Annotated in this window: 11 protein-coding genes; 9 read left to right on the forward strand and 2 right to left on the reverse strand. The window is 59.3% G+C overall.

Translation table 11 applies throughout. The features are described 5' to 3' along the window. Window positions 1-225: 225 nt before the first annotated feature. Window positions 226-1,296 carry a LacI family DNA-binding transcriptional regulator gene (locus AX692_RS10235; protein ID WP_230961053.1) on the reverse strand — a complete coding sequence of 357 codons (1,071 nt, stop codon included), beginning with the start codon at window positions 1,294-1,296 and terminating at the stop codon, window positions 226-228. A 164-nt stretch (window positions 1,297-1,460) separates the two neighbouring features. On the opposite strand from AX692_RS10235, the gene treF reads away from it, so the two are divergent. The 3 genes from treF to AX692_RS10250 all read left to right on the forward strand — a co-directional run bounded on the left by treF (window position 1,461) and on the right by AX692_RS10250 (window position 6,948). Next, the gene (treF, locus tag AX692_RS10240) at window positions 1,461-2,975 is read left to right on the forward strand and encodes an alpha,alpha-trehalase TreF (RefSeq protein ID WP_230961054.1); all 1,515 of its coding nucleotides are present in this window, start codon (window positions 1,461-1,463) and stop codon (window positions 2,973-2,975) included. 232 nt (window positions 2,976-3,207) lie between these two features. Further along, a complete protein-coding gene (locus AX692_RS10245; RefSeq protein WP_073977654.1) occupies window positions 3,208-5,571 on the forward strand; it encodes a TonB-dependent receptor in 2,364 nt (787 codons plus the stop codon). 105 nt (window positions 5,572-5,676) lie between these two features. Further along, window positions 5,677-6,948, forward strand: coding sequence for an MFS transporter (locus tag AX692_RS10250; RefSeq protein ID WP_073977655.1), 1,272 nt, complete (start codon window positions 5,677-5,679; stop codon window positions 6,946-6,948). A gap of 365 nt (window positions 6,949-7,313) precedes the next feature. On the opposite strand, the gene AX692_RS10255 is transcribed toward AX692_RS10250, so the two are convergent. Further along, window positions 7,314-7,805: a hypothetical protein gene (locus tag AX692_RS10255; protein ID WP_073977656.1), complete on the reverse strand. Its 492-nt coding sequence runs from the start codon at window positions 7,803-7,805 to the stop codon at window positions 7,314-7,316. A 787-nt stretch (window positions 7,806-8,592) separates the two neighbouring features. Here AX692_RS10255 and AX692_RS10260 point away from each other — a divergent pair. From AX692_RS10260 to AX692_RS19650, 6 genes are all read left to right on the forward strand, one after another. Further along, window positions 8,593-8,928: a single-stranded DNA-binding protein gene (locus tag AX692_RS10260; RefSeq protein ID WP_073977657.1), complete on the forward strand. Its 336-nt coding sequence runs from the start codon at window positions 8,593-8,595 to the stop codon at window positions 8,926-8,928. Window positions 8,929-8,988: 60 nt separating this feature from the next. Then, window positions 8,989-9,255 (forward strand): hypothetical protein, encoded by a 267-nt coding sequence (locus tag AX692_RS19645; protein ID WP_155646307.1) that lies wholly within the window; start codon window positions 8,989-8,991, stop codon window positions 9,253-9,255. Continuing rightward, on the forward strand, window positions 9,252-9,596 hold the full coding sequence (locus AX692_RS10265; RefSeq protein WP_230961055.1) for a hypothetical protein: 345 nt from the start codon (window positions 9,252-9,254) through the stop codon (window positions 9,594-9,596). The genes AX692_RS19645 and AX692_RS10265 overlap by 4 nt, the downstream gene beginning before the upstream one ends. A gap of 128 nt (window positions 9,597-9,724) precedes the next feature. Further along, on the forward strand, window positions 9,725-10,228 hold the full coding sequence (locus tag AX692_RS10270) for a hypothetical protein (protein WP_073977659.1): 504 nt from the start codon (window positions 9,725-9,727) through the stop codon (window positions 10,226-10,228). A 780-nt stretch (window positions 10,229-11,008) separates the two neighbouring features. After that, window positions 11,009-12,007: a DUF2493 domain-containing protein gene (locus AX692_RS10275; protein WP_073976963.1), complete on the forward strand. Its 999-nt coding sequence runs from the start codon at window positions 11,009-11,011 to the stop codon at window positions 12,005-12,007. Between the two features lie 168 nt (window positions 12,008-12,175). After that, window positions 12,176-12,583: a hypothetical protein gene (locus AX692_RS19650; RefSeq protein WP_155646308.1), complete on the forward strand. Its 408-nt coding sequence runs from the start codon at window positions 12,176-12,178 to the stop codon at window positions 12,581-12,583. Window positions 12,584-12,818: the final 235 nt, after the last annotated feature.

Genomic DNA, 12,818 nt, shown 5'->3' on the forward strand with positions numbered 1-12,818 from the left:
CCTAAACCCGGCTACGCGCCGGCCAGCATCATGCGGCCTTCACCGGATGGATACGTGGAAAGGCGAACGGCAGCTTTTGAGAGTGAGGAAGCGGCAAGCTGTCATTCGCTCATCAACCGGGCACCTTGCGCTCGGCTCAGTATGCCTTTTGTGTCAATTTGATATTGGGAGGCATCATGTCGAAATTGTTTGCGACTGCTGCGCGCTGCGAGCGCGCGTCGAACGCTACGTCTCCCGCACGATCAGTTTCGTTGGCAGAATAACCGACTTTGGTCGCGCGCCATCCAGTTGCTGCATCAGCCTTTCCACCAACAATGTGCCTGCCGTGCTGGTATCCTGCCCGATGGTCGTGATCGCTGGCGAAAAATGCGCAGCGGGAGGAATGTTGTTGTACCCCACAAGCGCATAGTCATTTGGAGCAGCCAGGCCGTATTGGCGGAATGCGCTAATTATTGCCATGGAAGCAGTGTCTGAAAAGGCGAAGATGGCATCGGGTCTGTCGCCGCCTTGCAGATATTCTTCAGCATTTTTCAAGGTTTCTGAAAAGGCCATCGTGTCAATCTGCAACAGATCCACCTTAACGTCGGCCGATGCATTGGCGACGTGCTTTAAGCCCTCATAACGCAGCCTGATCTCATCATGAGCGGTGTTGCCGACGAAAAGCCAATGCTTGCGCTGCTGCTTCACAAAGCGCTCACCTGCGAGTTGGCCACCAAGAAAATTGTCGCTCCCAACCGCACAGTAGCCTGATTCAGGCATGACCGCGCCCCAGACAACCATAGGAATTTTCTTCCGGGCGAGGTCACAGAACATGGGTTCGCGCATGCCCTGGCCCAATATAATATAGCCATCCGCGCCTCGTGATCGGTGCAAGTCAACAAAGTCACTGAGGTTGGAAAGCCCTGGCGGCGATAGCAACAAGTCGACATCACGCACCGACAATGCCTCGGATACGCCGGCGAGTAGCTCATAGATGAATGGGTCACCAATGGCGCCGTGCCGGTGCGACTCAAAATCGAGCACGACCGCAACGGTATTGGTCCGCGTCTGGCGCAACTTCTGGGCGTTGCGGTTGACGGCATAGCCATGCTCACGCGCGATTCTCAGTATTTGCTCGCGCTTTTCTTCCGATACCAGTGGGCTGCCGCTAAGTGCTCTGGAAACGGTTGTTTTTGATGCCGCGGCAAGGCGGGCAATGTCATCCATTGTCGGCTGCGCGGATTTGCGCCGTTTCGCGGCAGCTGGTTTAAGCTTCACATCATTCATCGATACTACCGAAGCATAATTCTTGGCCATCGGCAACGTCTTTACCCCTCGATCATTGAAATGCATTTCATGCCTCGCTATGGCTACGGCATGAAGCAGCCTGGCCAAGGCCGAATTTGCTGCCAAGAAAATCTTCTAGGGGTGAGTGCAGTGCCAATTTCTGCTGGCTTTTTTCGACTTGGCGGCGTGCGATCGTGAAGGAGTCGTCAATCCCTTCCGAACTATTCGGCGATCTGTTTCGCGTTGTCCAAACACGGAAAATTTACGGCGATTCCAAAACCTTCGCAGATGCGGCACCCCGTCGCCCGCTGCCCGATATCTTTGCGGACTGGAAGAATTCTCCGTCGCAGGATGATACTTCACTGCGAGAATTTGTTGATGCCAATTTCGATGTCCCGCTGGTCAACGGCCATGAAAACGTCGTGGCTCGGGACTTTGAAAGCTATCTTTCGGATGCGTTCGGCGCATTGACGCGGACACAGACTGAAACATCGCCCGGCAGCTCTGCAATCGCCTTGCCGCGACCGTTCATTGTTCCCGGTGGGCGGTTTCGAGAGTTTTATTATTGGGACAGCTATTTCACAATGCTGGGCCTCATGGTGAGTGACCGTCAAGACCTGGTCGAAGACATGATCGAGAATTTTGGCAGCCTGCTCGATCGCTTTGGCATGATACCAAATGCATCGCGCACTTATTATCTCAGTCGCTCCCACCCGCCGGTATTTTATCTTGCTGCCGGGCTGTCAAAGGACACCTCGATTGAAGCCCGGGACCGCAGACTTGCCTGGATGAAGAATGAACATGACTTCTGGATGGCTGGGGAGGATGGGCTGGCACCGGGTCAGGCAGGTCGTCGCGTTGTGAAACTGCCTGATGGTGCCGTGCTGAACCGCTATTGGGACGATCTTGATCGCCCTCGAGACGAGAGTTGGCTGGAAGATTTTAGCATTGCCGCCAGCCTGGATGAAGAGCAGCGTCCAAGACTTTGGCGGAACTTGCGCGCCGGCGCAGAAAGCGGCTGGGATTTTAGTTCACGGTGGCTGGGCGATGGCCGCTCGCTTGGCAGCATTTGTATCACGCGTATAATCCCCATTGACCTTAACAGCCTGTTATTCGGCTTGGAAAAAACCATTTCGGCCGAGTCAGCGGCGCTCGGGCACGACGAACAGGCGCACGACTTTGCCCAACGCGCCAGCGACCGATCTGCTGCAATATCGCGCTACTTATGGAATGATGATCTGGGTTTTCCTGCTGACTATTGGCTGGACAAAGGGGCACCGTCCTCTTCCATTACTGCAGCTGCGGCATTCCCGCTCTTTGTCGGGCAATGCAGTGCTGAGCGCGCCCAATCCACTGCGCGCGCCTTGCGGGCGCTGCTCGCGCCCGGCGGCCTGCTGACCACCTTGGTCGACACCGGGCAGCAATGGGACTCACCCAATGGTTGGGCTCCTTTGCAATGGGTCGCCTATGCTGGACTACGTGACTACGGCGAGACCGATTTTGCCAATGAGATTGCGCAGCGGTGGATTGCTCTTGTGAAGCGGCACTTTGGCAATAGCGGGCATATTATGGAGAAGTATGATGTCGTTGCCGAGGCAGCAGGCGGGGGTGGGGAGTACGCCGTTGAAATTGGCTTTGGTTGGACAAACGGTGTGTCAATCGCCCTCCTGCAAGCGCTGGGTTCAGCGCTAATGGAGGGTGCTGGATGACCCCAAATCTCGATAAAAAATGGCTAGATTGAAATGCATTTCATAAATCGTTACATTCGTAGTCCGTCGATGTAATCGGGGAAGAGGAGGATGGCACGACGCACGCCGCCTTGATGGCGCAATGGACGAGGCCGATCGCCGCAATCCAATCCAAAGATAGGCACCATGGGCCGTCCCAACATGCGGCCCCCATTTAACAAACAATCGCAAATCTGTGCTTGGGAGAGAAAATATGAGAAAATTGTTTCTGCTGACGTCGGTGGCCACAGTGGCGCTGTCGTCACCTGCACTCGCGCAGGATGATACCGCGACGGAGAATGCTGATGATGAAAACGTCATCATCGTTACGGGCACAGCTGGCGGCGCTGGCATTCGCAAACAAGACGCCGCCTTTGCGATCTCGTCCATTGACAGCAGCGCAGTCGATCAGGCTGGTCCGCAGAGCACGGCTGATGTCCTTGCGCTCGTGCCCGGTGTTTCGGTTGAAACCTCGGGTGGTCAAAATGGCGCCAATATTTTCGTGCGCGGCTTTCCCGGCGGGGGCGATGCGGAATTTGTGACTTTCCAATACGAAGGTTCCCCCTCTTTCCCGCCACCCACGCTTTCATTCCTCGAGAACTCTCAGCTCTTCCGACTCGATGAGACCGTTGAGCGGATCGAAGCTATTCGTGGTGGACCTGCGCAAGTCTTCTCCAACGGCCAGGTCGGCCTAACCGCTAACTTTGTCACCCGCAAAGGGGGCAGCGATTTTGGTGGTTCGGTAAAGGCAAGTATCGCCGACTTTGGTGATAAGCGCATCGACGGCATCGTGCATGGCCCGTTAGGCGAAAATACTGGTTTTGCCGTTGGCGGCTTCTTCCATTCTGGCGAGGGCGTTCGTTCCGCCGGCTTCACAGCGGAGCGCGGCGGGCAAATCAGTGCGAATATCAGCCATGATTTCGGCGATGGCGATCTTCTAGTCTACGGTCGATATCTCAACGACAGCGGCGCGTGGTTGCTGCCCATCCCGGTCGTCCAGGATGCCAATGGCCGAATATCGGCTTTCCCTGGCTTTGATCGCGGCACAGGCACTTTCAACAGCGCCGAAACGCGTCTGACGATCCCCAATGACGGGGTGCCGATCGATCAGTCGGAAGGGCGCGGGGCCAATCTCGTCAATTTCGGTGCGAACCTGAACTACAATCTGTCGGACAACATTTCCGTGTTCAGCCGGTCAAGCTACCTCAACGGCTCGGCTGATACCCGCGGCTTGGTGCCAGCGGGTGCACCAACGACCTTGCAAGCGATCGCTGCAGGTTTTGGTTCGACCATTGGATCTGCAACTTTTGTTAATGGCGGCGGTGCATTCAACACAGCCAATCAGGTGATTGAGGTTGGCGCATGGCGCGTTGACAAGGATTTGGAATCTTTTGTCAGCGAGAATGGCCTGACCTTTGAACTCGGCAACAACAAGCTGACCGGCGGCGTCTATTATGCCTCCTTTTCCTCGCGTGATCGCTGGAATCTGGGCAATTTCTTACTGCTCGAGGCGCAGAGCAATCCGCGCATTCTGAACCTGACTTTGGCCGATGGACGGGCCGTGACACGCAATGGCTTTACGCGCGGGTCCTTTTTTAATGTGAACGCCAATTATGATGGCGAGGATATTGCGGTTTATATATCGGATGAATTTCAAGTCACCGATCAACTGCGCTTTGATGCTGGCATTCGTTGGCAAGAACATACGGTGACAGGCAGTCTTGAGAATAACGACTTTGGTGTTGATACTGACGGCGACCCCAATACATTGTTCAACAATGGCGATGCGGTGCTGAACGGAACCTTTTCAAACATTGATTTCAAGGCGGATAAATTTGCATGGACGTTCGGTGCAAACTACGCCTTTACGGACGACCTTGGCGTGTTCCTGCGTTACAGCCGGGGCAACAGCTTCCCGCAGTTCGACCAGTTGCGCGACGGTTTGCGCCTAGTTCAGGAAATCGATACATTTGAAGGGGGTCTGAAAATTTCAGAGAATGTGTTCGACGTATATGCGACCGTGTTCTACAATAAATTCAGAGGCATCCAAAATACCCAGATCGTCAACGGCGCTCCAATTCCTAACGTTGGCTCCGCCGATGCGCTCGGACTGGAATTCGAAAGCGAGGTACGCCCCATCGATGGCCTGTCCCTTGGTGCCAACATCACCTATCTGGATGCGCAATATACCGACTTCTTCGCCTTGGGCGGAACCATTGACGCTTCGGGCAATCAACTCGAACGGCAACCGAAATGGCAGGTGCGTGGCCGTGCCGCCTACACAGCCAATTTGGGGGCGAGTGACCTGACTTTCTATGGTTCGGCGCGATGGATTGACGATCGCTTCTCTGACAATCTGAACACGCAGGTACTGCCAGCCTATACTAAGGTGGATGCCGGTATCATTCTAGATATCAACGAACGTTTCCAGCTGCAGGCGAGCGCTGACAATCTGTTCAATTCGGCTGGGTTGACCGAGGGCAATCCGCGGGTGATCGGTTCGCAGGGTACAGGTCCTATATTGGCGCGTCCTATTCTTGGCCGGTCGTTCACCTTCAGTGCACAATTCAATTTCTGATCGTGGATGTGACACTACTGGGTTAGAGAAATTGGGCCGGGCGGGACAAAGCTCCGTTCGGCTCAATGTCTTTCAAAGACTTCGATTAGCTGGGGGGGAGCGAGAATGATCAACACCCGGACGCGCGCCGTAGTTGCCGTCATTCTGACCTACATGCTGTTTGCAATTTTGCTCAATAGCGTAGGCACCGTTATTCTCCAATCGATCGCCTCCTTGGGTCAAAACAAGTCCAGCGCCGCAATATTGGAAGCGTTCAAGGACCTTCCTATTGCCATAACCTCCTTTCTTGTCGCTTCGTTCCTGCCGCGCTTCGGATTGAAAAACAGTTTGGGCGTGGCCTGTTTCCTCGTTGGCGCGGCGTGCGGTGCGATGCCACTATTGCCATATTTCGCGATGACGAAGCTGCTCTTTGCCATAACGGGCATCAGCTTCGCGCTGGTCAAAGTATCGGCCTATTCGATCATTGGCCTGATCGCGGAGGACGAAGCCGATCACGCCAGCCTGATGAGCTATATTGAAGGGCTGTTCATGGTTGGCGTGCTGTCGGGCTATTGGATATTCAGCATCTATATCGACAGCGCAAACCCGTCCAGCCTGGGCTGGCTGAATGTCTATTGGTTGCTTGCCGTCATCTCCTTTGTCATCTGCGCGATTGTGTTCACCACGCCGCTCGATGAAAGCGCCGCAAAGCCGACCGAGGATGCTGGCGCTGCTGACTTTTTCGGCATGTTCCGCCTGCTGGCCAAGCCACTGGTTCTGGTGTTCATCATTTCGGCCTTCCTCTACGTGTTGATCGAACAGGCCATCGGCACCTGGCTGCCAACCTTCAACAATGAAGTTCTCCATATGCCTCAGGCAATGAGCGTATTGGCCGCCAGCCTCTTTGCTTTTTCCACGGCAGCGGGACGATTGGGCGCAGGGTTCGTGCTGCGTTTCCTGTCCTGGTTCCCGCTGCTTGTTGGCTGTGTAGCAATGATGGCGCTGCTGGTGGTGCTCACCTTGCCGCTCACGCGGGGACTGGCTCCCAATCCGGATATGACATGGAGCAGCGCCCCCTTTGCCGCCTTCCTGATGCCGCTGGTCGGCCTGTTTCTGGCGCCGATTTATCCGCTCATCAATTCGCGCATATTGTCCGCCCTGCCCAAAGCCGCCCATGCCCAGATGGCCGGGCTGATTGTGGTCTTCTCTGCGCTTGGCGGCACCACAGGTTCCTATATCACCGGGCAGATATTTGCTGCCATGGGTGGACAACCGGCCTTCTATACGTCGCTCTTGCCAATGGCGGCTTTGTTAATGGCCCTCATCGTTTTCCGCAGACTAAGCGGCGGCGGCGCAGCTGCGCATAATGAGCCGCGTGACCGGGTTTACATGGAATGATGATACGCCGCGCTCTGCGCTCATTATCTGGTATTGCCAACCTAGCACTAGGCGCTCCGGCAAGCGCGCATGAGGCTGCGCCGGTCTTCCCGGTGCGGACGAAACCACCCCGGCCCGCTGGCAATATGCGCCTTTCCTGATATCGCTCAATCGCTGCATCAACGGTGGCCTGCTCGCCAAGCCGTTCCGGATTTCGGAAAATGAGATGAACGAATGACCGGTCTCGGGAGATCGGGTTGCAGTATTGAATGTCGGCTTGGGGGTCGGTTTGCGAATTTCCGCTTTCTGCGGCGAAGTGAACAAAGCTGCCGGTCTGCTTTAAGTACGTCTCCAGCTCCTCACCGAATGTGGCCGGGCACTGCCAACTAGTCCTGGCGGTCCTCCCGACCCAGACGGACCGCCTTTTCGATGAAGCCGCGCGGGTCTTGCACGAAATGCGCTGCGTCTGATTGCAGGACTGTCCTGATCACAGCTTCCCTGCTTGGCTGAATGATCGCACCCTCCGGCGTTGCAAAGACGCAGTCGAAACGACGCGCGACGTCGCAGACCCCGCCGATCAATGGCAGAGAGATATCTGCCACGTCGAAGCGGACCTGGATTTCATCGATGAATTCGTCATCGAAGCTCACCTGAATGTCGTCGTTCGGCTCGTCACCCCATACCCGGAGACCGGTGTAGGATCGCGGTTTCTCGGGTAGCAACATGTCGAGTTTCGCGAACAGCACATCCGCCTCTGCGATGGGGAGGGCCAGAACAACGTCATCGAGCTGCGCGCGGCTCATCCGTGCAGCTTTGACCCCTGCGATACTCGCCGCAGAGGCAGGGATCAGGTTGATGACGAACTGCCAGACGGCCATCGCTCGAACATAGCGCCAATGCGGGGTCCGGCAATGGGCTCGTTCGCTGAGCGCCGGACTTGCTCTGACGACTTCCGGCTCTGCCGCCCATCTGGGCAGGGCAGCGCCCCGATCCAACCGCGCGCATCAAGGTTCGCCGGTCCCCCAATTTGCTGCGCAATTGCGCTCCCCTGGCGTCCCAAGGCGCCGATGACTTGAAGCCCGCCATCTTGAAAAAGGCCAACTCGGCGGAAGCCGGCGGCGCCGCGATGCAAGATGGTCCTAAGCAATCCACAGCGAGCGATCAGCACCCCTTTCCGCAGACTGCCAGCGCGTTGGATAGTGCGAGCTGCAGGCACTCCCCCCTGTACCGACGCAGCGCGCCCAGCCAAGGCGGCTACGCCTGTGGGTTGCGTCCCTTCGAGCCAGTCGTGCGCCTTCGCAGACGTCCGCCCGCGTGACAGACCCGCTTCACGGCAGGACGAGCTCAGGAAAGAGCGAATGTCTCCGCAGACACCGCGAGGAGGATCGAAACCCTAAGCGAACCCGGCTCACGACGAGGTCGATGTTCAAGCAGCCAGGCAGGCCCCAGTGCCAACGGTCATCCGCCGATGAGTGCCCATGCCTCTCTGGTCGAGGCTTGGGACAACCCGCAACAATCCGGGCCGTGTTGCTCGCTGAAGCGAGCTGCCCGCACCACCCCGGATCGTCGGGGTTCCCCGCGTCTGCGCGCGGTGTCCCGCCTCTCTCGCCGAGGCTCGATAAGGGCACCGGCGGACGAGCCGTCGGCACTTTGGAGGCTATTGCAATGAACATCGTCAACCTCGTCGGCCGTCTCGCCAAGGATCCGATCGCCCGCGACCGCGGCGACACCCGCATCACCGAGCTGGTGCTGGTGACCGAACGGCCGGTCATCCGCGACGGGAAGGTCCAGAAGGACGCCGACACTGGCTACGCCAAGAAGGACGCCGAATTCCACAAGATCACCGTCTTCAACGGCATGGGGCTCCCGCTGCGCCAGCACAAGGCGAAGGGCGACCTGCTCGCGGTTACCGGCCGCATCCACTACTCGCGCTGGCAGGATGCCGAAGGCAACGACCGCTACGGCTGCGAGATCATCGCCGAGAACGTCCAGTTCCTCTGATCGATCGGGCGGCACCCCACCGGGTGCCGCCCTTCGCTTCGCCTCAACAGGAGAACGAACATGTCATCGCTTATGCCCATCCTCGACACTGGCTTGGCCCGCACCGCGGAGCAGCTGCCGCCCGATACGCGCCCTGTCCTCGCCCTGCGCCCATCGTCGTATGGCTGCTGCCGATACGAGATCGTAACCGCACGCTACATGCCCGATTATCGACCCCTCGCGCCCTGGCGCGACCTGTCGGGCGACGATCTCGCAGACAGCGGCTCCGACCAGGTTCTCGCATGGGCCCATGCCGACGCCATTCTGCTACCGGGGAGCGAACTGTGAACGACCCCGTCTTTGTCTTCGGCAGTAATCTCGCCGGCCGTCATGGCAAGGGCGCGGCCCTGTGGGCGCGCCAGCACCGCGGTGCCATCTACGGGCAGGGCATCGGCTTGCAAGGCAACAGCTACGCCATCCCCAGCAAGGACGCGCAGCTCCGGACGCTGTCGCTTGCGCAGATCGAGCAGCACGTCGGCGAGTTCCTCGCCTTCGCGCGCTCGCGTCCCAATCTCACCTTCCAGCTGACACCCATCGGCTGCGGCTTCGCTGGCTATCGCCGCGAGGAGATCGAGCCGATGTTTGCAGGCGCGCCGACCAACGTCCTGTGGCCGCCCGAGTGGCGCTGACGGTTCCCTCTGGCGTCCCGATTAGAAAAGCAGCCGCTAGGCACGGCGGTGCCGCACATCCAACGAGCGGCACCCTTCCGGGTGCCGCTGGCTCGCGGTATAAAACCTCTTAGAAAAGAGAGGCCCCAATGATCCATTTCCTGAACGCCACAGCTGTCATGCGTATCGGGAAGACCGAGGAGGACCGCATCTACCTGTCCCTGATCGATGCAACGATATGGACCGATCCCGAGCTTCCGACGCGAATAACGAGCGTGTATGGCGGCTATGACATAACCTGCGAGGAAGCCGATGAATTCTGCTCGATCCTCCAAAACTTACGCATTCCAGCAGGACTGCGGAAACAAACAATCGCCGCGATGCGCGTCGAAATCCTGTCGAGCCACGCTAGCCGACACGACGAAAGCGGAACCGTCAGCGTCCGGATGCGGCACAGCCCGCAGTTGAGCATCCTGCTCAACGAAGAACAGGCAGCGGATTTCCGCCACTATCTGGATTTGGCAAGGCTGAGCCCAAATGACACAACATACGAAACGGATGTCAGCCTGATCGTTCGGTGCAACGCCGAACATGAACCACCTCACCCGCATGACGTCACACATGCCCTGCTGGATCTGCACTTCCATAGATGAGCGGACGTCTCCCGACCTTCGGCCGGGCCCGCGCTCTATTCCGCTCGGCGCCGCGGCCCTCGCTCAGCTGACGCTTCGCTAAGGGCTGCGCGTGCCCGCCTCGCATCACCGAGCCCCCCGAGGGGTCTCGGCCCTGCGGGTGACGATCGCTGACGCATTCTCACCGCCGCCGCCCATCCGGGCAGGGCGGCGGTCCTTCCCCGCGAACGCGCCTTTCCTATTCAGGAAGGCGTTCGCGGTCGGAGCATTACAGCCGTAGTTCGCGCATGCGCGCGAAAGCGCGGCATTCGGCAGCCTCCGGCCGGTCAAGGATCGGCTCAGGCTGTCGCTGCGCTTGCCTTCGCCGCCCGCGAGGCGGTGATGCCAGCTGCGCGGCATCATCCCTGACAGCCCGTCATCTGCCGACCAACCACGCTGAACGGCTTCCAAGATTGGGAGTGTTCCCGCTGTTAACCCGTTCGCCGGGCCGGGAGGGCGGGCCAGCAGGCTGGCCCGTCTGCCTCCCGTCTCTCGTGCTCCGGGGCGGGAACGTCTCTTCCACACACACAGGAACACCTGCCGAAACATATCAGTCTTCGGCGCTCGTCAAGGATCGCGGTCCCCCCAATTTTCCGCCCGGCGACCGTGCAGCTTGCGCGCCGGCCACCCGGCAGAAAATCGGCTCCCCCGCGCCCGCAGGGCGGCGCAGCGCAAGCGCTGCGTCCCTGACTGCACGCCTCCCGACTGATGGGTTTTCGGGGTTCCCATGGTGGGAACGATTTCAATCACTTGGAGGCAATCATGACCACTTTCAACTCGTTCGCCGATCTCGCCAACGCTCGCATCAACCTCGCCGATGCCCGAGAAGGCGTCACCGAATCCTACGACGGAGCATTCATCGAAACGAGCGATCTTGCGAAGCTCAACATCATCGATGCGCCGATTGCGGCCGAGATGCCCGATCCGGACATGGCCCGCCGCGCAGTGGAAATGGCGATCGGAACGATCTTCGATGTCCTGAAGGACACACGCATGGAGGAGTTCGCCCAGCAGCTCGCATGGGGAATGGTCAACTCGTTCCACATGACCGCCCGCCTTGCCGAGGGCCGCGAGGACGATGCAGCACGCAAGCTGGGTGAGATGGCCCGGCACTTCGATCCTTCGGAGATCTACGCGGTCGAGCTCGAGGAGACGCAGCAGCTCTGCCAGACGCTGCAAGGATGTCGTGAAGCGCTCGAGGCGATGCGCGACCACGCCGCCGACGTCTACCGCGTCGAAACGGGTCGTCCCTTCACCGCCACGAGGGGATCGCAGGTCAGCAAGAACGGGGTCACCGCCAGCCAGATCCAGGCGCGCGACTACCTCGCCGGACGCGCCAAGGACCGCAGGGCGCAGTTCACGCCCGAAGGTCCGCTGGTCGTTGTCTCGGGCGGCCAGCAAGACTGGCACGACTTCGAGATGATCTGGGACATCCTTGATGACATCAAGGCGCGCATTCCGAACATGGTCCTCGGGACCACCGGGATGCGCAAGGGCGTCGACGCCATGGCGGGAGCGTGGGCTCAGAAGAACCGGGTGAACACCATCCACTTCGTCCCCGACCAGCGTCAGGGAAAGCGCGCACCGTTCCTTCGCAATGAGAGCATCATCAAACTGAGCCCTGTCGAAGCGATTATCGGAGAGGGCTCGGGCATCCAGGCGAACCTAGCGCAGCGGCTGCGTCAGGCAGGCGTGCCGACGCACATCCGCCGCATTGCCGATCAGGCTGCACCCCAGCAGCACGCGCGCACCTTCGGGTGACGCGCTTTTCGGAAGGCTCCGGCTCCGGCCGGGGCCTTCCTCTCTTCTTCTGCTTTGCCAGGGCCCGGGCTCAGGGGGCATCGAACCCCCTTCGCCCGGTACGGAAGCTCGATCACAGATCAAAGTGGGGAGGGGGCGAGAAAGGGAAGATGGGGGGAGGAGTGTCTCGTGTCGTCCCAGTCTGACGGTTGCCCGCTGGCGCGCGTCAAGGATCGCCGGTCCCCCCAATTTGCTGCGCAAATCGGCTCCCCCGGCGCCCGCTTGCGCGGCGTTCCTGAAGGAACGTCCCTGACCCGCTGGCACGCACCGTCCCTCGGGAACTCCCATCAAGCACAGGAGGTTCACATGGGAATCCAAGTCACATTGTATCAGGCATTGCGGTCTGTTAAAGTGCCCGCGAGCGACGCCGAAAAGGTCGTCGAAGACCTCGAGAGCCATATCGCCATGAAGATCACCGAAGCCAACAAGGAACTCGTCGGAGAGCTGAAGAGCCAGCGCTGGGTGCTAGGGTTCCTGCTGATCGTGACGACGATTTCGGCGAGCCTGGGCGGATACGTCGCCTTTATCCTGAAATAACCCGGGGGCTTCGGCCCCCTTTTTCGTCGCACTCTCCGCAACAATACGGCGCGGCGCAGCTCGCCAGCGCATCGGCACATTCGTGCCTTGCTGGCATCGCCGCCGCGCCTGCCGCAGCGCGTGCTCCGAGGTCGACCGGCCGTTGTCGGCCGGGCTGGGGCGACCCTCGGCGCGCGGGCGCCGGCAGTCCCTTGCTGGCCTTGCGGACATGGCGTCCGCATCGGCTTCGCGCGGT

Source organism: Erythrobacter donghaensis, assembly GCF_001557325.1.
GTDB lineage: Bacteria > Pseudomonadota > Alphaproteobacteria > Sphingomonadales > Sphingomonadaceae > Erythrobacter > Erythrobacter donghaensis_B.